The organism is Pantoea sp. EEL5 (assembly GCF_049892805.1).
GTDB classification, from domain to species: Bacteria; Pseudomonadota; Gammaproteobacteria; order Enterobacterales; family Enterobacteriaceae; genus Pantoea; species Pantoea ananatis.
Window position 1 is genome coordinate 2077391 of record NZ_JBNDNJ010000001.1, and the last position, 23280, is coordinate 2100670.

6 protein-coding genes are annotated in these 23280 nt (G+C 56.0%); 3 read left to right on the forward strand and 3 right to left on the reverse strand.

Annotation, left to right across the window (positions count from 1 at the left end):
* Window positions 1–8 precede the first annotated feature (8 nt).
* Both ACPXSQ_RS09800 and ACPXSQ_RS09805 read right to left on the reverse strand, forming a co-directional pair.
* Window positions 9–1364, reverse strand: a complete 1356-nt coding sequence (locus ACPXSQ_RS09800) for a TolC family outer membrane protein (protein WP_013026484.1) — start codon at window positions 1362–1364, stop codon at window positions 9–11.
* A gap of 661 nt (window positions 1365–2025) precedes the next feature.
* Window positions 2026–15189 carry an Ig-like domain-containing protein gene (locus ACPXSQ_RS09805; protein ID WP_426143532.1) on the reverse strand — a complete coding sequence of 4388 codons (13164 nt, stop codon included), beginning with the start codon at window positions 15187–15189 and terminating at the stop codon, window positions 2026–2028.
* 694 nt (window positions 15190–15883) lie between these two features.
* Between ACPXSQ_RS09805 and ACPXSQ_RS09810 the strand changes: the two genes are divergently transcribed.
* The 3 genes from ACPXSQ_RS09810 to rcsB are packed head-to-tail and all read left to right on the forward strand — an operon-like array spanning window position 15884 to window position 20370.
* Window positions 15884–17038, forward strand: coding sequence for an MFS transporter (locus ACPXSQ_RS09810; protein WP_112900136.1), 1155 nt, complete (start codon window positions 15884–15886; stop codon window positions 17036–17038).
* 19 nt (window positions 17039–17057) lie between these two features.
* The gene (rcsD, locus tag ACPXSQ_RS09815) at window positions 17058–19718 is read left to right on the forward strand and encodes a phosphotransferase RcsD (protein ID WP_014605388.1); all 2661 of its coding nucleotides are present in this window, start codon (window positions 17058–17060) and stop codon (window positions 19716–19718) included.
* 1 nt (window position 19719) lies between these two features.
* On the forward strand, window positions 19720–20370 hold the full coding sequence (rcsB, locus tag ACPXSQ_RS09820; RefSeq protein ID WP_014605387.1) for a response regulator transcription factor RcsB: 651 nt from the start codon (window positions 19720–19722) through the stop codon (window positions 20368–20370).
* A 39-nt stretch (window positions 20371–20409) separates the two neighbouring features.
* Here rcsB and rcsC read toward each other — a convergent pair whose 3' ends face one another.
* The gene (gene rcsC, locus ACPXSQ_RS09825) at window positions 20410–23259 is read right to left on the reverse strand and encodes a two-component system sensor histidine kinase RcsC (protein ID WP_013026490.1); all 2850 of its coding nucleotides are present in this window, start codon (window positions 23257–23259) and stop codon (window positions 20410–20412) included.
* Window positions 23260–23280: the final 21 nt, after the last annotated feature.

Consider the following 23280-nt stretch of genomic DNA (forward strand, 5'->3'; position numbering starts at 1 on the left):
CGGGTTGGCTATTGCAAAGAAGGAAGAAGATCACCACTGTTTTTTTGACGATCGATACCCATGATGTCGAGCAGGTTATCGACGGCAGCGGCGTAACGGACAGTGGCATCCCACCCGTCATAAAGCGCAGTGATTCGCGCGCTGTCGGCCTGAAACACGTCCTGCTCAACGCTAAGCAGATCGTTCAGGCTGCGTTTACTGAGCCGGTACTCATCGGCATACACGTTGCGCGTATGTTCAGCGCTGGCTAACTGCGCCTCTCCCGCCAGCTGACGCTGCTGAGCACCGATCATATCGGCGTAAGATGTGGAGGCGTTTTGATTAATCGTGAGTTTGGCTTGCTGTACCGCAGCCTGGGCGGCCAGCCGATCGCCCTCCGCTGACTGGGTTTTGGCATTGACGAGACCGCCCTGATAGAGCGGCGCTTCTACCTGAAGCTGGACTTCATCGTCCCAGTATGAGCGGGTATCGTTTTCGTAACGCGTCCGGCCAGCCTGAACCTTGATGCTGGGCCAGTGACCCGATTGCGCCTGACGGACCCGTTCGCGGGCGGCTTCCTGTTTGTATTGCGCACTGCGCACCGATGCGCTGTTTTCATAGGCGATTTTGTCCAGGGTAATTTGCTGTTGTAACAGCGCCTGGGGCAGCTCAGGCAGTGTGGCAGGCACCACGCCAGTCAGGACGGTAAGCTGCGCGTTGGCAGAACGCAGTTGGGCCAGATACTGTTCACGCGTGGCATGCATGGCGGCGATACGGGTTTCGGCCTGCAGCACATCTGACTGAGAGTTGAGCCCGGCATCTGCACGCATTTTGGCAATGTCACGTACGTGCTCCAGCGAGGCGATATTCGTCTGTGCCGTGGCGGCGAGTGCCTGATAACGTTTGACTTCCAGATAAGACTGTAAGGCCTCTTTAGCCACCTGCGTCATGGCGTCAAATAACCCGAAGCGGTAGGCATCTGACAGGGCATGCTGCTCGTCAATGGCACCGTTAGTGCGGCCAAAGTCATATAACAGCTGGCTGAGGGTGATTCCGCCGGACCCATTGTTATTCAGACTGCCAGATGAGTCGGTTTGATGTGAGCGCCCCGCGGCCCCCTGAAGCGATATCTGGGGATACCAGGCGCTTTGCGCGGCACTCAGATCGCCTTCACCAATATGAATCTGCGCCGCCGCCTCGGAAATTTTTGGGTTGCGTGCGAAGGCTCGAAGGATGGCTTCCCGCAGGGTCAAAATGGCGACCTGCTCTTCGCTGGGTGCTGCGCGCCAGTTGAACTCCGCTTTCGGTAAGGGGGCGGCAAATGCCGCGGGCAGGACCAGGCCATTCAGGGCGTAAAAAAACAGGGCTAAACGCGCTTTGTTCATTATTCATACCAACAGGTTTTCTTATGATCATTCGATGACGTCCTGGTGATTTCAGTATGTAAAAAAAGCAAGGGCACGATAAGCATCACGCATTTTATTGTTAATTTATTTAATGCGTTCAGTAAAGACCGCTAAGCACGAGTTACTATTAATAGTACATACAGAGAAAGTGGTCATGTTAAAAATCACCAATTATCAAATATATTTACTGAAAGGCGATTTTTTAAACAGACACCATTCCCTGCCACTACTTAAGATAAAATTAACGATATCGATTTTAAAAAAGTCATATTTCTTACCATTGAGTCACGAGCGGCCGTCAGTCGGAACGCTGCACTCTCAGGTCCTGGAAGGTCTCGTGATTGTTATTAATGAAGCGGTTGTCAGGCAAGGCGGCATCAAAAGGCGACGATTACGCTTCCTGTCGAACCGGCGTTAATCTGCCCGTTACTCTGGGTCGGTACAGCGTTACCCGAAGTCAAGATAAAACGGCCTGTTTCATCTATCCGTTAGTGGCCGGATGCCCTCACGGCGTGCTTACCCCATGCTGACATGTTGCCAGGAAGAGTGGCGGAATGTTGAAAGCCACGTTGCAGAAAAAAAGCAGCGGAAGCTTGCGCAACCGCTGCTGTGGGTAAGTGCTTAACGTGAATATCGTATGTTAAACGATGTGTACCTGCAGATTGTGTTGAATCAGAACATCGCCCAACGTGTTGTCATTGGTGAGCGCCGAGTTATGGTAGACCTCGTAGGACTGACCATTCACCATGCGTTCGCCACTGATTTCCCACGTGCCCCCCTGGCCATTGACCAGCGTGACAAGGCTACCGTCAGCCCCTTTAATCACCAGGTCATCGCTTTGTTGGTCAGTGATATTCAGCGCCTCGTTGAGATCCAGCTTCACAGCGTTCGTGCCGCTCTGACCGAGATCGAGCACTTCAATGTTTTCCACTTTCAGACCAAGATCGGTCAGATCCAACGTCAGATGATCGCCGTTCAGCACCAGCGTATCGGTTCCTGCACCGCCATCGATATGGCTGAAGTTCAGATCGCTGACCACAACCGTATCGGCACCACTACTCCCATTTACCGATGCGCCTTCCACGATGCTGCCATCTGCCAGCGTAATGACCACCCCGCCAATGCTGTAACTTTCGTCAACAGGCGTGTCTGTTACGGCTGCCGTTTCAGCGACTGCCGCCGCCGCGACGCCGGTATTGTCCTCCGACGCATTGACCGGCGCGGCCACATCGGCTTCGGTGGTCAGCGTTGAAGCCACGTGCACCGTCGGCGTTGCCTCTTCGGTGGACTGCGTGTTGTGCTGCGTATCATGGCCCGCCGCGGTTGCACTGTCGTCCACCAGTGAGAACAGCGCAACGGACTCGGTCGTTGACGCCGTGGTAACCGGCAACACAGCGCCTAACAATAGCGTATTGGTCGTGGTGTAGCTGTTGCCCGCCACATCCGTAATCGTGACCTTCGCCAGCGTATTGAGCGACAGCAGCAGTCCCCCAACCGATAACAGCGCGGGGCTGAAGTTAGCCGCGTAGCGTCCGAGCGCATCCGTGGTGGTGTTAATCGTCGGCCCATTGCTGCCGTTAGCCAGCAGCAGCGTAACGCTGACTTTTGACCCCTGAGCCGCATTCAGAGAGCCCCCCTGCACCGTCAGCCCGTTGATCAGCGATGACACCACACTCAGCACAGGATCGACGCCCAGAAGCGGCTGATTGTGCGACAGCGCCGTGAAGCTGCTGGTGGCTGTGGTGCTGTTACCGCCCACGTCGGTGATGGTAACGGCTACAGAATGGCTGCCATCCGCAATGCCTTTCAGGGTGGCTGACGGCACACTGATACTCCAGGCACCGTTACTGCCAATCGTCGTGGTGAAAATGTTGCCCGCCACGTTGACGGAAACCCGTCCCCCAATCGCGTTACTGCTCGTACCGCTAATGGTTTCTGCAACATTCGCCTCGGCAATATTCAGATAACCATCCCCACCAAAGTAGCTGTTGATGCCCGCCGTTGGCGTGGTCCGGCTGGCAACGCCCAGCGAAGCCGAGGCATTACCGCTGTTGCCCACGCCATTCGTCACGCTTGCCGTGACGGTATAGAGTCCATCCGCGATCGCCGCGAGATTAGAGGCCGAAACCGGAAGGCTCCAGTTGCCGTTGCTGCTGACTGTGGTAGTAAAGGTCTGGCCGCCAATCGTCACCTGCACCAGCGACCCTTCCGCATTGGTCGCCGTACCGCTAATCGTCTGGGTGGTTTTCACATCGGCAACGCTTAATGCGTTATCACCAAACAGCGAAGTAATGGTTACGGCGGGTGGGGTATTACTGATGACGGTCAGGCTGCCGCTGCCTGTCACGGTGTTGCCATTCACATCTGTGGCGGTCACCGCAACCGCTTTAAGGCCATCGCTGATACCGGTTAAATCACCTTTTGGCACGCTGATTGTCCAGTTGCCACCGCTGATCACTTTCGTTGAATAGGTAATGCCGTTGAGCGTAGCACTGACCGTCGCCCCGGCAGCCAGATTCGATGTCCCGCTGATGGTCTGGTTAGAGGCCAGGTCCGCAGCGCTGAGGATGCCGTCACCAAACACGGTATTGACCGTCAGGGTGGGTTGAGTCAGCCCCAGCTGCACACCGCCGCTGGTGGAGGTGGTGTTACCTACGGCGTCGGTAACCGAGGCACTCACGGTAAAGTTACCGCCGAGCAGCGTAGCCAGAATGGCGGGGGAAACCGTGGCCGAGAAGGTGCCGTCGTTGTTAACGATCGCCGTTGCCGTGGTATTACCAATCGCCAGCCTGACGGTACTGCCTGCGGCTACGCCGGTGGCGGTACCGCTGATGGTCTGGGTGACCAGCGACTCGGCAATATTCAAAATGCCGTCACCAAACAGTGGGTTGAGCGTGACTTTAGGTAAGGTGTTAATCCCTACCGTGGCCGACGCCGTGCTACTGGTCGTATTCCCTGCCGCATCCGTGACGCTGACGCCGACCGTCAGCGTACCGTCCGTCAGGCCCTGGAGCAGCCTTGGCGTCAGTGACACAGCAAAGTTCCCGCTGGCGTCCGTTGCCGTCACGATTTGCTGGCCGCCAATCGTCACTACGACACGGGAACCGGCCTCTGCACCGTTCACCACGCCGCCAATCGTCTGGCCCAGTAACGCATCCGCGGCATTTAACAGGCCATCGCCAAACAGCGGACTGATCGTGAGGGTAGGCGCGATGGTATCGACGCGAATACCGGCGCTGGTAGAGGCGGTGTTACCGGCCTGATCGGTGACCGTGGCGCCAATCGTGAGATTTCCCTGCGTCAGAGTACTCAAAATATCCGGCGCAACCGTGGCGGTGAACGTGCCGTTGCTGCCGACCGTTGCCGTGACCTGGCTGTTCCCCACGTTCAGCGTGACCACCGAACCGGCAGCAACGTTATTCACCACGCCGCTGATGGTCTGGCTGGTGGCAATATCAACCAGGTTAAGCACGCCATCACCAAACAGCGACGTCAGGCTGATGGTCGGCGTTTGTGTGAAGATACCAATGGTTGCGCTATTGCTGGCTACGTTACCGACGGCATCGGTGACAGTCACGCCCAGCGTCAGATTGCCATTAAGTAAGGAAGAGAGATCGCCGGACGGCAGCGTCACGCTCCAGTTGCCCCCGGCTTGCACCGTGGTGTTATACGTCTTCGTCCCCAGGATAACGGTCACGCGTGAGCCCACTGCCGCGTTCTCGATAATCCCGCCAATCTGTTGATCAACCGCGGCCTCGGCAATATTCAGCAGATTATCGCCGCCAAACAGACCGGTCAGGTTATCCACGACAGGTACGGCATTCACGATGGCATTGACCGTTTCACCCACGCTGCGGCTGTTGCCTGCTGCATCGGTTAACGTCACGTTCAGGGCCAGTTCACCGTCGCTCAGCAGGCCGAGAACACTGGGGGGAACAACAATCGCCCACTTCCCGTCCTGGCCCACGGCGCTGGTCAGGGTAGTGCCGCCGATCGTGACCGCGACAGTTGCGCCTACGCCTGCAGAGGTCGCCGTACCGGTAATGGTCTGGGCAATCGTGGTGTCGATCGCGCTCAGCGTGCCGTCACCAAAGACAGAATCCACTACCAGCGTCAAGGCGGCATTGACCACTTTGTTCACGGTAATCGTGGCATCCGTCTGGTTGCCAGCCTGATCGTTGACGCGCACGCCAAAGACCAGCGCACCGTCGTTGAGGCTGGACAGCACCTGCGGCGTGAGGTCAATGCTCCAGACGCCGTTAGCGCCAATGATCCCGGTGGCGACAGGGGCGCCATCGCCCACGTACAGGGAAATGGTTTGTCCCTCTTCCGCACCGGTTGTCCGGCCCGTTAATACCTGCCCGACAGCAACATCGGCGGCGTTAATCAGGTTATCGCCGAGGAAGGCGTCAATCTCAATCAGTGGTGCTGCGGTATCGACGTTAATGGTGCGGCTGGCACTGCCCACGTTGCCGGCGGCATCGGTCAACTGCGCATTAATGGTCGTTTCACCGTTGGCCAACGCCTGCATATCACTGGCTGGCACGCTGGTAGACCAGGTGCCGTCGCCCTGCACGATCCCCGTGTAGGTTTTGCCATTCAGGGTAACCGTTACCGTACGTCCTGTTTCGCTGGTGTCCGCCGTACCGCTAATGGTCTGACGCGTTGAACTTTCACTGGCGTTAACCACATCGTCACCCGTGAAGCTGTTAATCGTCAGTACCGGTGCCGTCAGATCGATCTGAACGGTGCCGCTGGTGGTCACGGTATCCGTTCCGTCGGTGGCATTGACGGTAATCGTGACCGGGCCATCAGTGCTGCCAAAATCACTGACCGGTAAGATTGCCGTCGTCCAGTTGCCGTTAGCATCAATCGTCGTGCTGTAGTCCACGCCGTTGATCACGACGGTAACGACACCGGTGGCACCGAGATTTTGTGACGTTCCACTCACCACGACGCCACCTGCCTGCTGATCGACCGTGCTGATGATGTTATCACCCGATACGGTGCCCAGCGTGACTAGCGGTCCTGGTGGGGGTGTAAGATCAACCGGCACCGTCAGATCCTGCGTGACCGGATTGCCCGCCAGGTCGCTGACGGCAAGCGTTAACGTGGTATCCGGTGCGACGAAGGTGCTCATTTGTTCTGGCGTCAGGGTCAGACTCCAGGCGCCGTTGGCACCGACAACCGCCGTACCTAACAGCGTGCCGTTATAGGAGACGGTTAACTGTGACCCGGTCTCCGCACCGTTAGCGATGCCGCTTAACACCTGAGGCTGAATACTCTCGGCATAATTCAGCCCATCATCACCTGCAAACGTCACGCCGGTGATCGCTGGCGCCGTTGTGTCGATTACCAGGGATTCGTTGAGCGTCGTACTGTTACCGGCAGGATCGGTGACGGTTATGGCTAACGAATAGGTGCCATCGGTTAAGGCGCTCAGTTGCGCGTTACTCAACGGCAATGTCCAGCTTCCATCCGCCGCTATCTGGGCAGTGAAATCGGTGGTGCCGATAGTCACCACAACCTGTTGCCCAGCGCCGGTTTCACCGGTATTGCCCGTCAGCGTGATACCGTTCTCGACGTCAGTGGCGTTGACATAGCCGTTGCGTGGCAGCGGATCCACGCTCGGGGCTGGCGGTGTCAGATCGGCGGTAAAGTCAAACTGTGCCGTAGCCGGATTACCCGTTGCATCCACCACATTCACCGTCACGCTGTGCGGGCCACTTCCGATGGTATTCAACGCATTAGGTGGGATCGTGACGCTCCAGTTACCATTCGCATCAACGGTACCCGGATAGCGTATTCCATCCAGATCCACGCTGATACTTGCCGCCTGGTTTGCACCGAGGCTACCGGTCGTCCCGGTCAGCGTTACGCCAGCAGCGGCCTCGCTGATGTTCAGCACGTTATCGCCACCAAACTGCAGGTCAGTAAAGGTGGGCACGGGAACGGTGACGGCGGTGACCACATTGAGCGTAGTGCTGTCAGTGTTGCCGGCAATATCCGTGGCGTTGACGGTAATAACATGACTGCCGTTGGGGATCTGCGCCATCTGCGCCGGCGTCAGGACCAGTGACCAGCTTCCGTCCGGCAGAACGGTTGCATTCAGTGGCAAATCGTTATTAAAGCCGCTGATGGTCACCGTTACTGTCTGGCCCTCGCCGCTGATACCTGTCGAGCCGGTCAGCGTCTGGTCTTGTGCCGCTTCAGCCGCATTCAGTGCTCCGTCACCGAACGGCAGAGTCAGGCTGACATCCGGCAGGGTTTGTATTGCTACCACAATGTTGCTGTTTATCGTGGCCGTATTGCCGTTGGTGTCCGTCATGGTTACCGCAACGGGCCAGTTACCGTCTGGCAGCGTCTGCAGTAATGCCGATGGCAGAGCCAGGGACCAGGTGCCATCACCGTTGAGCGTGGCGGCATAGGCCGTACCGTTGACGGTTACCGTAACGGAGGCGGCATTATCAATATTCAGATTGCCGCTCAGGGTGCCATCTGCCTGCGCCTCTATCGCGTTGATACGGCCATCACCAAATGGCGTGTTCAGCGTCGGTTCGGGGATAGGTGCCGTGGCCGTCGTAAAGTCTTGCGTAACGGCAACAGAAGTATTACCGGCCCGGTCAGTGGTGATCACGCTGATCGTGTGCGTTCCGTCTGCCAGACCGGCAATCACATCGGGCGGCAGGCTGGCGCTCCAGTTACCGTTCGCATCGACAGAGACGGTTAGTGGCGTGCCGTCTACGCTGACGCTGACGGTTTGTCCATCGCCAAACGGCGTGGTGCCGGTAATCAGCTGCACGGAGGCGGCTTCAGTGGTATTAATCACATTATCGCCAAACAACGTGGCGGCTATGGTCGGATCGGCCGGTACGGTCACCAGAATCTCAATGCCTGCGCTGACTTCAGCCGGGTTGCCTGCCGCATCGTTGGCCGTCACCACCACCTGGGTCAGGCCATCGGGTAAGGCATCGAGCGCGCCCGGCGCCAGCGTTAAGGTCCATGCACCGTTGGCACCAACGGTCGTATTAAACGGCTGATCGCCGATCGTCACCGTGATCGGGCTGCCCTCTGGCAGATTAGTCGCACTGCCGCTCAGGGTGAGTTCACCGGCAGCATCGGCCTGACTGACAATGCCATCACCAAACGGCGTATCCAGCGTCAGCTCCGGCAGTGTGCGGAAGGCCACATCCAGCGTGGTGCTGGTGTTGGTAGTGACATTGCCGCTGGCGTCCGTTGCGGTAATCGTCAGCGTCTGGAGCCCGTCATTGAGCTGCTGCAAATCCGCGGCGGGGATTGCCAGTGACCAGACACCATTCTCATCTGCACTGGTGGTGTAGGTGATTTGGTTCAGGACGACGGTGATCTGCGCGCCCGGATCGCTGTTGCCATTCACGGTCAGATCCTGCAGCGACTCGGCCAGATTAAGCGATGTGCCTGCACTCAGGCTGATATCACTCAATACCGGTAATGTCGTGTCAATCGCGACATTGTGGTTAGTCAGGGCGGTATTACCTGCCACGTCATTTGCCGTGACGACAAAGGTCTGTTGCGAGCCGGAAGGCAGACCACTCAGAGCCGAAGACGGCACTGAGACCGTCCAGTTACCCGCCGCGTCAACGGTGCCGGTGTAGCCGACGTTGTTCAGCGTGACGGTCACTACCGTTCCCTCTGCCAGTTGCGTACTGCTGCCGCTGACATCCAGATCCGCTCCGGCTTCAATGGCGTTGATAATGTCATCACTGGCGACCACATCCACGCTCAGGGTCGGCAGCGCCGCGCCACTGGCAATAACATTAAGGATCGCATCGCTGCTGGTCGGGTTGCCTGCGCTGTCGGTGGCACTCACCACCACGCTCTGAGGACCGTCCGGTAAGGCACTGACGTCAGCCTGTGGAATGGTCACCGTCCAGCGGCCATCTGCCTGCACTTCTCCAGTGTAGCTTTGCCCGTTGAGCGAAACGGTGATCACCTGACCAGCGGTCAAATTCGTACTGCCGCCGCTGATGGTTAAGTCCGCAGCCGCTTCGCCCTGGTTAAGGTAATTATCCCCGCTGATGGCATCGAGGGTCAGTACCGGAAGCGACGCGCTGTCTGCGACGCGCGTCAGGGTCTGGGTGAGCGTGGTCTGGTTGCCTGCGGCATCGGTCAGCGTGACGTCCAGTGAGTAAGGGCCATCCGGCAAGCCCTGCATGACGCTGGCGGGTATCTCAAGAACCCAGGTACCGTCAATCAAGACAAGGGTTTGATAGGTTTCGCCCTGAAGCGTCACCGTCACCGTTTGCCCTGCATCGGCCAGCGATGCTGTACCTGAAACGGAAATATTTTGCAGAATTTCCAGTGAGTTAATCTGATTATCACCGGTTACAGGATTCAGGCTGAGTTCCGGTGGGGTAAAGTCAACGGTGATTGCGCTGCTCAGGCTGCCGCTGCTGCCTATCGCATCGCTAACGGTGACGACAAGCGTATTTGAGCCTTCGGGCAAGGCCTGCAGGACGGTACTACTCAGCGTGACCGTCCAGTTGCCCTGAGCATCCACCGTGGCTGCATAGTCATTACCGCCTAGCGTGACGGTCACAATCTGGCCTGCGCCGGACAGCCCTGTCGTGCCCGTCAGCGTTTGTTCACTGGCTGCCTCAATCTGACCCAGGTAGCTGTCGGCAAAAGGCGTATCAATGCTTATCGCTAATGTACCGGTCGCCACGGTAATATCACGGGTTTCAGTTGAAAGGTTCCCCGCCGGATCGCTGACGCTCACCGTCAGGGTATAACTGCCCGCTGCGACGTCTGCCAGGGCGCCCGCTGGCAGCGCAAAGCTCCAGTTGCCGTCAGCACCTACCGTGGTGTTCCATACCTGGTTATTCAGGGTGATGGTCACAACCTGCCCCTCGCCCGCATCGCTGCTGCCGCTCAGGACGATCGGCGCCGTGCTTTCTGCGGCGTCTACGATATTGTCCCCGGCGACGGGATCAAGCGTCAGGGTCGGTGGCGTGAGGTCAACATTAACGTTACCGCTTACCTCGCGGCTGTTCCCTGCCGCGTCCGTGACCGTGACGGTATAGTCCGTGCCGCCTTCATTCAGTGCGGCTAAGGCATTGGCAGGAAGACTCACACGCCAGTTACCATTTCCGTCTACCGTACCGGTATAAACATTGCCGCCCAGGGAAACGCTCACGGTCTGGCCCACACCGCTTACGCCGGTCGTTCCGCTAAGCTGCTGTACGCTGGAAATATCCGTGGCATTCAGGATCCCGTCGCCGAAGGCCGTGATCACCACAGGGTTGGGAACATTGTTAATCGCGACATTGAGCGTGGCTGAACTGCTCAGCGCCGCGCCCGTTGTATCCGTCGTCGTTACGGTTAAGGCCGCAGGGCCATCCGTCAGGGCTGCCAGAGCGGATGGTGGGACGATCACGCTCCATGTACCGCCAGCAGAGACCACGGCGGTGTAAGTGACATTATTAAACTGCAGCGTGACAGTGCTGTCCGGTGCCACATTGACGGTGGTTCCCGTAATGATCAACGGTTCCCCCGCCTCGTTGGCATTCAGGAAGTTATCTCCGCTTATCGTATCAAGCGCCACACCGGAAGCATTACTGTTGACCGTCAACGCAAGATTCGTCGAGGTGGTATTGCCTGCGGCATCGCTGACGGCAACTGTATAGGTGGCGCTACCATCGGCCAGCGCCGACAGAACGGAAGCAGGAACAGTGAGGCGCCACGATCCGTCCGCCAGAACGGTACCGCTAAACACGTCACTGCCCACGGTCAGCGTCACAACCTGCCCCGCCTCCACGTTGGTGGTGGTGCCCGACAGTTCCTGATTGACCTGACGTTCAGCGCCGTCAACCAGATTGTCACCGGCAAACGGGTTCAGGGTCAGCGTGGGTAATGAAGCCGCATCGGCTTTCACCGTCAGGCTGCTGGTGTCCGTTGTGATATTGCCCGCGGTGTCGGTAGCAGTGATGGTCAGGGGATAGCTGCCGTTGGTCAGATCGCTCAGTGCCGCAGCCGGTACTTCCAGTGTCCAGCTCCCGTCCGGATTGGCGGTGGTGCTGACGGTGGTTCCGTTAATGTTGACTACGATAACGGCATTACCTTCGCTGTTACCGCTCAGGACCAGGGGCTGCTGAAGTTCAACTGCATTAAGAACACCATCGCCAGACGGTGTTGCTACCGTCAGGGCTGGCGGTAAAGTATCGACCGTCACGCTGCCGGCGGCATTACTGGTGTTGCCGGCAATGTCGGTAAGGGTAACCGTATAAGGCACCGATCCCTGTGGCAGTGTTGAGAGCACCGCTGAAGGAATGTTCACCTGCCAGTTACCGGTGTTATCGACAATACCGGTGTAGTTGACGCCATTGAGCGTAACCACCACGCGCTGGCCTTCCCCAGTTACGCCACTGTTGCCGGTGATAGCACCGCCCGCTGCCGCTTCACTGCCGTTCAGTACGCCATCGACAAACGCATCGCCCGGTGTCGCAACCGGTACATCGGTCGCCACAACGTTGATATTCGAGGTGCTGGTTGCCAGCGTATTGCCGTCCGCATCGGTAATGGTGGTGGTAACAGGAAGCGCGCCGTTGGGTAAGCCAACGAGGCTACCCGCCGGCAGCGTCACCGTCCAGGTGCCATCCGCGCCTACCGTACCGGTGTAGTTGTTACCGTTAACGGTGACGTTAACAATGCTGCCTGCCGGGATATTGCTGGTGCTACCGCTAAGCACGACCTCACTGGCCACGTCATCGGCATTAAGATAATTGTTGTTTCCTGCCGGAGCCAGGGCAACGCTGCTTCCTGTTGCGTCAACCTGGAAGGTCAGTTCGGTGCTGGTGGTATTACCTGCGGCATTCACCACGGTGACGGTCAGAGCCTGACTGCCCTCAGCCAGCGTTGCCAGTGCTACGGGTGGTATAACGATGCTCCAGTTACCGCTTGCTTCTACCGTACCGATATAGGTTATACCGTTAATGGTGACGCTAACTTGCTGTCCGGCCTCTACGTTTGTTGAGGTACCGGTGAGCGTTTGTGGCAGTTTTTGTTCTGAACCATCCAGCACGCCATCACCCGCAAAGGTGCCGCTGTTCACACTCAATGTTGGCTGCACTTCTGGTGCCGTTGCGACGTTCAGTTCGCTGGTGAACGTCGTCTGACTGCCATTGGCGTTGGTAATGGTGACTGTAAAAGGATTTCTACCCGAGGGTAACGCGGCCAAATCGGACTGATCGATACGCAATGACCAGCGTCCATTGGTGCTGACCAGCGTGCGGTAGAATCTGCCGTTAAGTGACATCGTGACCTGATCGCCATTCTGCCCGGTACCGCTCAATATCAGCGGCTGGGTCAGATCGCTTACGCTGAGCGTATTGTCACCGCCCACGGGATCCACACCTAATGAAGGCGGTTGCGTATCGACATTGACCGTGCTGGTCTGTGTCACCACATTCCCGGCCTGATCGATCGCGCTTACCACAAGCGGATTATTGCCCTGTGGCAGTGCAGCCAGATCGGCCGCAGGTACGGTCACACTCCAGCTTCCGTCATTATTTACTGGCAGGTCATAGATTTTACCGCCGAGCTGAACCTGTACCTGCTGGCCAGCCCCGGTGACACCGGTATTGCCGCTTAATACCTGATCGCTGCTGCTTTCGGTATTATTGAGAATACCGTCACTCAGCGAGCCGCTATCAAGCGAGATGGCAGGCAGCGTAGTGGCCTGTAGGGTCATATCGGCGGTGTTGGACAGCAGATTACCATTGGCATCCACGGTGCTGATGGTGATTTGTTTCACCCCATCACTGACGCCACTAAAGGCACCGGACGGAATGATGACGGACCAGAGTCCATTGGCATCAACGGTGCCGGTGTAATCGACACCATTAAAGTTCACAACGACCTGCTGCCCCTGGGCCACCCCTGCGACCGATCCTTTTACGGTCAATCCTTGAGCTGCTTCCTGAGCGTTAATAAAACCGTCGCCGCCCAGCGGCTGCGTGATAACCAGTGTACCTGCTGCACCTGCAGGCGCTTCGACGGTAAACGGCTGACTGTCTGTCGCATTATTACCTGCGGTGTTCGTCACACTTGCGTCGATGGTGGCCGCACCCGCCGCTAACCCAGCAAGCGCTACCGACGGCACGCTCAGGCTCCAGCTGCCGTCCGGCCCAACTGTGGTGGTGTAGGTCTGGCCGCCCAGCGTCACAGTGACGGTCTGGCCCGCCTCCACGTTGCTGGTGGTACCGGACACCAGCTGATCGCTGGCCTTCTCGCTGTTGTCCAGGACGTTGTCACCGGCAAAGTCATTCACCGTTATCGTCGGTGGGCCTGGAGGGGTAACCGGTGCGTCAACCGTAATCACCTGCTCAGCACTGGCCGCCGTTCCCGCCGCGTTGCTCACGGTCACGTTGAGCGTGGTGGTGCCCGCGGCCAGCGCGGTCAGCGCTGCAGAAGGCACGCTCAGGCTCCAGCTGCCGTCGGCCCCGACGGTCGTGGTATAGGTCTGGCCGCCCAGCGTCACGGTAACGGTCTGGCCCGCCTCCACGTTGCTGGTGGTGCCGGAGACCAGCTGATCGCTGGCCTTCTCGCTGTTGTCCAGGACGTTGTCACCGGCAAAGGGATCAAGGGTCAGGGTCGGTGCGCCCGGCGTGGTAACGGGTGCGTCAACCGTAATCACCTGCTCAGCACTGGCCGCCGTTCCCGCCGCGTTGCTCACGGTCACGTTGAGCGTGGTGGTGCCCGCGGCCAGCGCGGTCAGCGCTGCAGAAGGCACGCTCAGGCTCCAGCTGCCGTCGGCCCCGACGGTCGTGGTATAGGTCTGGCCGCCCAGCGTCACGGTAACGGTCTGGCCCGCCTCCACGTTGCTGGTGGTGCCGGAGACCAGCTGATCGCTGGCCTTCTCGCTGTTGTCCAGGACGTTGTCACCGGCAAAGGGATCAAGGGTCAGGGTCGGTGCGCCCGGCGTGGTAACGGGCGCGTCAACCGTAATCACCTGCTCAGCACTGGCCGCCGTTCCCGCCGCGTTGCTCACGGTCACGTTGAGCGTGGTGGTGCCCGCGGCCAGCGCGGTCAGCGCCGCCGAAGGTACGCTCAGGCTCCAGCTGCCGTCGGCCCCGACGGTCGTGGTATAGGTCTGGCCGCCCAGCGTCACGGTGACGGTCTGGCCCGCCTCCACGTTGCTGGTGGTGCCGGAGACCAGCTGATCGCTGGCCTTCTCGCTGTTGTCCAGAACGTTGTCACCGGCAAAGGGATTAACGGTCAGGGTCGGTGTTGCTGGCGTTCCAGGCGTTCCCGGTGCTGCCGGTGTGTCACCGCCTCCGCCTCCGCCTCCGCCGCGACTGGTGCCCAGTGCTAACCCCCCCAGTCCCAACAGGCCAACACCACTCGCCGTCATCAGGCCGGTAGAAATATTGCTGTTATCAGCCAGCAGGAGCGGCTCCACGTTATCCAGTGACTCAAATCCGGGCGTCACGGATGTTGTCGCTAAATCTGTTGCGCCTGCCGTCGTGGGAAAGAGTGCATGCTCTGGTGGGTTCACGCCATCATCAAAGACCAGTTCACTGTGGTCGCCTGCGGCATCGTCGAGGAAGAATTTTTTATAGCGAACGGAGCTTCCGTCACGCATCTGGACGATGAGATCGTCGCCCTGACGTTGGTATTGTACGACAGCCTCACGCGTACCATTAATGCGTACTACGCTCGGTTCATTAAGAGTGATCGTTTGCGTTAAGCCGCCGTCGACCTGAGACGTAAGCGTACCATTTGCACGGGAAATGATATCGACGCGACTTTGAGTGAGTTCTGCCATCTTGACCTTGCTCCACCAGAATATCTAATTAGCTGAAATGAAAACCATAAAAATAAGTTATGATTTTTCATTGACGTTTTTTCATGCTGTGTATCGGAAAACGTTTCAGCCTGGCGGAGGCGGTTTAAGCAAACAGGCGAAGTAAAAGGCAACTCCGCAAGTATTGACTTTGTTTTTTTAACATTTGTATTAATCGATGCTCACAAATGGCAACATCGTGCAATCAATAGTTAACTGTCTGCGTTTAAAAATCAATCATAAGATGCAGTTTTATTTATGAATTAATAAAAATAACATTAGCAATTTTTGTGATTTATCAGGGAGGGAAAAGGCGGAATGCATGTTATTGCATGTCAAAATATTGCTAAATATTTCCAGTAAATTGCAAAAGTGCCGGAAATGTCTCTATTTTTTTGTTTTCTGGGTTCCTGCCCGATACTGAAATTCAGCTAAGCAATTCACATCACTAAACTGTGATGCAGATCGTTCCTGAAAGAGGGCCGGTGCAGGGTTTACCCGCGGGTTATGCCAGGAAAGTTCTGGAAAAAAAATTTGTCGCGGTAAAAGTCGGTACACTGGCCGCTGACAGGGCTGATAAAAGCGGTCCGGAAAACCTGTTAAACCTGTGTTCTCACAGCGTTTTGCAGCCAATTAATGCTACACTTTTCTGCTTTGCTACTGATGAATTAGGGCCATGACAGCATTGGATGCCGCAAAATCAACTCCCTCTGACCGCCGCCTGAGCGGGGGCACACGCATCATTTTTTTGATCAATGGCCTGGGAATGTCAGCCTGGGCGCCACTGGTGCCCTATGCACGCGATCGCTTGCATTTAGATGGTGCTTCCCTGGGGGCCCTGTTGCTGTGTCTGGGTATCGGTTCATTGCTCGCGATGCCGGTAACCGGCACGTTGGTAGCGCGCTTTGGCTGCCGTACAGTGATGATATTTTCAACGCTACTGGTGTTATGTATGATGCCGCTGCTCGCCACGGTGCAAACGCATCTTTTCATGGCCGCCGCGTTGATGCTGTTTGGTGCCGGACTGGGCATGCTGGACGTCGCCATGAATTATCAGGCCGTTGAAGTGGAAAAAGCGGCTGGCAAGCCGATGATGTCAGGCTTTCATGCTTTTTTTAGCCTGGGCGGTATTCTGGGTGCCGGGGCGGTCAGCCTGCTGTTGAGCCTGGGATTGACGCCACTGCTTTCCGTGCTGATCGTGATGGCCGTGATGATGGTGCTGTTGCTGTGGCGAATGCCCACCTTTATGAATCAGCGTTTGCACCAGCCCGATCAGCCGTGGCTGGTCATTCCACGTGGACGCGTCGCCTTTCTGGGCATGCTGTGTTTTATTCTGTTTTTAGCAGAGGGCGCCGTGCTCGACTGGGGCGCACTCCTGCTGTTGCAAAACCCTGTTATGACGACCGCGCATGCCGGGCTCGGCTACGCGCTGTTTTCCGTTGCCATGACAGTTGGGCGTTTTAGCGGGGATAAAATTATTCATCGCTTCGGCCGTTATCCTGTCATGTTGGTGGGCGCGCTGGCGGCGGCATCAGGAATGGCGTTAGCGGTGCTCCTCCCATGGCCCGAAGCTTCATTGCTGGCGTTCTTACTGGTCGGCTTTGGCTTATCGAATACCGTGCCGATGTTGTTCAATGCGGCAGGTAACCAGCATGATATGCCGGCTAACCTGGCGATTTCCGCCATGACAACGTTGGGATATGCAGGTATTCTTTCTGGTCCGGCGTTGATCGGGTTCATTTCTCAATGGATTAGCCTTAGCGGTGCGTTTTTACTCATAGCACTGTTATTGTTGGCTGTGGCTGTCAGTGCGCGCAACGTTGCGCGATAATTCAGGTATCTGAGACGCTATGTTGTATAAGTTTCCGCTGACATCCGGCAATGTCACTCGCTTTTTTATCGTATTTAATCTGGTGCTGTTACTGGCGCTAGGCTTTATGGTGCAAAACTCCGTCAATGCCTGGTTGACCGACAAACGTTACGCCATGGCGGATATGGCGCGAGATATTCAGAAACGTATTGATGCCTACCGTTTCGTTACCTGGCAGATTTATGAAAACCTGTCGACCAGTGCTGCCGGTACGCCTCCTGCCAGTAATCTGCAAGAGACGCGCCTGCGTCCGGATGTCTACTATCTGGAAAAAACGCGCCGCAAAACCGAAGCGCTGATTTTCGGGTCCCATGACAGCAGCACGCTGGATATGTCGATGCGAATGTCCAGCTATCTGGACACCTTATGGGGTGCAGAAACGCCGACCTGGTCCATGTACTTTTTAAATGGTCAGGACAACAGCCTGATCATGATCTCCACCCTGCCGCTGAAAGACATGACGACGCGTTACAAAGAGAATGCCATCAGTTCTCTGGTTGAGGCACGACGTGCTGAAATGCTGCAGCAGGCCAATGCGCTGGATGAGCGTGAAAGCTTTTCTCCCCTTCGCCATCTTGCCTTTCAGAACGACCACTATTTTACGTTGCGCACCACGTTTAATCAGCCCGGTCATCTGGCGACCGTGGTGGCATTTGATCTGCCCATCAACGACTTAATTCCCCTGAATATGCCGGTGGAGAATTTCCAGCTGCGTCAGGATGCCACGCTGAATAACAACGCCAGCAGCAATCAGGACGATGTTGAAACCACACAGGTAGCCCTGGTCAATCACGATATTGAAATCGCCGCTGCACTACCCAGTACATCGCTACAGCTGGTTTACCGTGTGCCGCTCTTACGCCTGTTGCTCGACAGCGCACATAATTTGATGTGGCCGCTGCTGATTAACCTGGTGCTGTTTTTACTCTCGCTTAGCGGCATGTTGTTGCTACGTCAGCAGTCTCTGCGACCCAGTGAGAATCAAAGCGCCGAGCTGGATTCGCTCCGGGTGCTCAATCAGGAGATTGTGGCCAGTTTGCCCGTTGGCCTGCTGGTCTATGATTTTGCCAGTAACCGCACGCTGTTGAGCAATAAAATCGCTGAGCATCTTTTGCCTCACCTGAATCTGCAGAAAATCATCAATATGTCCGACCAGCATCAGGGCGTACTGCAAGCCACCATCAACAATGAAGTGTATGAGATTCGTCACGCACGAAGCGTGCTGTCTCCGCACACCCAACTGTTCATGATGCGCGATCAGGATCGCGAGCTGCTGGTGAACAAGAAACTGCAAAAAGCGCAACAGGTGTTAGATCGCAACCACCAGATGCGTCAGCAACTGCTGCATCATCTTGGTCACGCGTTAAATCAGCCGCTGGAAAAAATTGTCTCGCAGCTGGTGCACCTGAGCCAGCGAGAGAATGACGAAAGCGTGCTGGATATTCTGGATGAGAGCCAGTCACTGGCACGTCTGGTCGACGATATTGTGCTGCTGAATCGCCTTGAAGCGCACGACTGGTCGCCTGACGCCAGTGTGTTTAATCTGCAGGAACTTCTGGACGAAATCGCGCTGGAAAGCCTGCCACTGCTGCGTCGTAAAGGGTTATCGCTGGTGGTGAATAATCATCAGCCGAACGATGAAGTACGCTTTGGCGATCGCCGTGCCCTGCGCAAAGTGCTGACGACGCTAATGCACTATGCCCTGATCACCACGCGCTGGGGCAAGATTACCCTTGAGGTAAAAACCGCCGAACAGCACCCTGACCGCCTCTATATCGAGCTGGTGGATACGGGAGCTGGGCTCACGATCGATGAACTGGCCAATGTCGATTTTCCGTTCCTGGGCGATACCAGCCAGGATCGTTATGGTCAGGCTTCGGGCATGGCCTTTTTCCTGTGCAAACAGCTGTGCAAGCAAATGGGCGGCAGCCTGGAAATCGTTGCCAAGGCGGACATTGGCACCCGATATAACATTCAGCTTCCGCTCACGCTTGAAGAGAAGCACGAAGACGATCAAGAGAAGATTCTCGAAGGGATTACCGCCCTGGTTGAGATTGCCGTTGAAGACGTGCACAAGATCGTCTGTCGCCATCTGGAGAACTGGGGCGCACGCTGCCTGACGCCGGATGAACGTATCTCAGGCCAGGATCACGATGTACAGATTACTGACGATCCCAGCAAACTCAGCGGCTGGGCTTTATTGCTGGCGGAGGATGAACCCGGCCATCATGCTTTAAACGACCAACAGTATCGCGTCAATTTCAATCTCAGCAATGCATTACTTGATGCCTTGCTGGCACTGATTGAGAAGCAATTGTCCCACGATGTGATGGAGGATGACACTGAAGATGACGCCGGCACGGCACTGTTAAGTGGAGGCTATTTCCAGCTGTTTACTGAGACAGTACCGGATGATGTAAAGAGATTGTATACTGAGTCAGCGATATCAGATTATGCCTCGCTTGCTCAGACAGCTCATCGCCTTAAGGGCGTGTTTGCTATGCTCAATTTGACACCGGGCAAACAGCTTTGTGAAGCGTTAGAACACCACATCAAAGTATGTGACGATTCAAACATTAAAAATACCACCAGTAATATTGACGCTTATGTCAATCAACTGCTGCAGCAAGGTAACCAATAAGATGAATAACTTGAATGTAATTATTGCCGATGATCACCCAATTGTTCTTTTCGGTATCCGAAAGTCTCTGGAACAAATTGAGTGGGTTAACGTTGTAGGTGAATTTGAAGATTCAACGGCGCTAATCAACAACCTGTCCAAACTTGATGCGAACGTCCTGATCACCGACCTCTCTATGCCAGGGGAAAAATACGGCGACGGTATTACGCTGATTAAATATATCAAACGTCACTATCCCGATCTGTCCATCATTGTTCTGACAATGAACAATAACCCAGCCATTCTGAGCTCGGTGCTGGATCTGGATATTGAAGGCATTGTCCTGAAACAGGGGGCGCCAACCGATTTGCCAAAAGCGCTGGCGGCACTGCAGAAAGGCAAGAAATATACGCCGGAAAGCGTCGCCAAACTGCTGGAGAAAATCAGCGCGGGCGGCTATGGCGATAAACGTCTGTCACCTAAAGAGAGCGAAGTATTACGCCTCTTTGCTGAAGGTTTCCTGGTGACCGAAATTGCCAAGAAGCTGAACCGCAGTATTAAGACCATCAGTAGCCAGAAAAAATCGGCCATGATGAAGCTGGGCGTGGATAATGATATCGCCCTGCTCAACTACCTGTCGTCCGTCAGTGCGACACAAATCGATAAAGATTAAGTCCTCAGGCGGTGCGTTTCGCACCGCCTCTTTTCCCTGCTACCCTACCCGCGTTTTCCTTACCCGCTCTGCATAAATGCCCAGCGTTGTTTTCAACACGTCTAAGGTCACCGGCTTAGACAAACAGTTGTCCATCCCTGCATCCATGCAGCGCTGTTTTTCTTCTGCCAGCGCGTTGGCGGTGACGCCGACTACCGGGAACACGTGCCCCAGCTGGCGCAGCCGCTGCGTCAGGCGATAGCCATCCATATTCGGCATGTTGACATCGGTAAGCACGATATCGATGTTATTACGACTGAGAACGTTTAACGCATCGACGCCGTCCTGGGCGGTCTTGACCTGATAACCGAGGGTGCCAAGCTGTTCTGACAGCAGCATACGGTTGATAGGATGATCGTCAACGATCAGTACCATAATGTCGTCATTATGAATTTTCTCTTCCACCGGACCGTCTAGCGCCAGGCCATCATTCACCTCCGCGTCAACCGTAATCCGGTAAATGCGCGCCAGCAGCGTGGGTAACTCATGCAGGGTTGCCGTGCTGTGGATCCAGCGTCCCGTCTGAGGCTCACGAGGCATGTCCACGTGCGAACCGTCAAAAGTGATAACCGCCCGCACTGGCGCGTGGATGTCGGGCACGTAATCTGTCAGCACCACATCATCACTGCCCGGCTGGGCCTGATATTCAGCAACCTGGATACCATGCTGCTTTAGCAGCCGTTCAAGGTACTGCGCCAGATATTCATTGCGCATCGCCAGCCAGATTTTCTTATCCTGTAAGCCGTCCAGCAGCGGAATGGAAGGCTGTTTACCGTTGTAGATCGGAATACGGACAATAAACTGGCTTCCCATTCCCGGCTCAGACTCAACCTCAATGTCACCGTCCATCATGTTGATCAGTTTTTCACAGATCGCCAGCCCCAATCCGGTCCCCTGGAAATTACGCTGTACGCCGTTGCCCACCTGGAAAAAGGGATCAAACAGTCGGGTCAACTCTTTAGCCGGAATACCCACACCGGTATCACGCGTGCGGAACGCCAGATAGCCTTGTGTGACATAGGCATGCAGAATAATACAGCCCGTATGGGTGAATTTAATGGCGTTATTCAGCAGGTTAGAAATCACCTGCTGCAGTCGCAGAGGATCACCATCAAGTGCCTGCGGAACATCGTGCTCGATATAGCAGTAAAGCGTCAGGCGCTTCTTCACCACCAGGGAGAGATAGTTTCCGACAATATGGGTGATTACTTCGCGCGGCGAGAAAGGTCGCGGCTCTATTTTCAACTGTTCCGATTCAATTTTGGAGAAGTCGAGAATATCGCTGATGATCTTCAACAGCAGGCTGGAAGAGTTATTCATCGCGGTCACCAGCGAGTCTATACCGCTCGGCAGCTGCCGCGTCTGCAGCAGATCCAGGTTACCAATGATGCCATACAACGGCGTACGAAGTTCGTGACTGACCGTTGCCAGGAACATCGATTTCGACTGGCTGGCCTGCTCTGCCGCGTGGGCCATTTCCTGTAAGGATTGCTCCATGCGCACGCGGGCGGAAACATCCACCAGCACACAGATCGCCACGTTTTCATTGCGGTAGCGGGAATGCACAAAGCTGATTTGCAGGTTAGTATTACTGCCCGTCAGGACATCAACAAAGTTAACCTGCTGCCCGCCGATGATCTCATTTAATCGCTTACGGTCTTCCTGCGTCAGCAGCGTCAGATAGTTGTGTGCCAACTCGTTACTGAGAATATTGGTACCATCGCTGGTGCGTAAAATGCAGATCCCTACCGGCGCTGAAGCGACAATTTTACGGTTGAACTGCTCGTGCTCTTCCAGCCGGTGTGCGTTTTCTTCCGCCGGCAAAAACATGCGTCTCTCAAACAGCCAGGCAAGCGTAAACAGCAGGATGGCGCTCAGGATATTCAGCAACAGGGCATTGATCATCATCAGTTTGAGCTGATCGACCAGCACATCGGTAGAGACCGACCACACCACGTTAAGATTCGACGGTGGCAACGGTTTTTTCAGCACCAGCTGACGGTAACCGTCAAGATAGCCAAACCAGGTTTTATCATCAGGCAATTCATTTAATGAAAAGCCCAAACCGCCCCGGCGCGAGGTCAGGAGCGGAGCGTAATTTTCATCCGTAATCGTTGCCGTGACGGGCAGGCTACCGGGCTGAATAAACGCATCAAGCTGGATATTTTGCTCGACGCCCAGCAGGGCCTGAAGTTTATCCGCCACGTAGATCGGCATGATAACAGAGAAGTTTCCTACGCCTGGCTGGGCGCTGCTGTTTACCCAGTAGACCGGGTTGCGACGCTCCTCTTCCGAACTGTTGCGGTAGCGCTGAAGGTTTTCCTGCAACAGCTTGAGGCTGTTATCGCGGTTAACGTTGTTACCAATAGCAAAATCCGCCAGACACTTGTTATCGCCACCAATGAGGAACACCCGGTTGAGCTCATAAGATGAGGCGAAATGACTCCTCCAGTAATTGATATAGTTACTGAGTGAGTCCAGTGAGTTGCGCCAGGTCGCGCTCATGGCGGTGCAGTCATCACTGGAAAAAAGGGGGGTAAACTGCGGTTGAATCGTCTTTCCTGCCGTTGACCGATCTGAGGCTTCTCCCCCGCCGCTGGCGCTGGTGAGGTGGTTTTCAGCGATGAACTTAAGCTCGCGCATCTTGCCCGCTGAGAGGCGAACGTACCAGTCAATTGTGCCGTAGTTGCCAGCAAATTCCTGCCGTACCTTGTTCTCTTTATCGTGAAGTACGCTAATGATGTAGAAGGTGGTCAGCACCGCGCCCAGTAGCCAGATTAGCAGCGCCAACGCGCGAAACAGATAGCGCGAAATGCGAAGCGTCGTGCGGAAAGAGACTAGATATTTCAAAGGTAACTCGCAGGTGGCAAG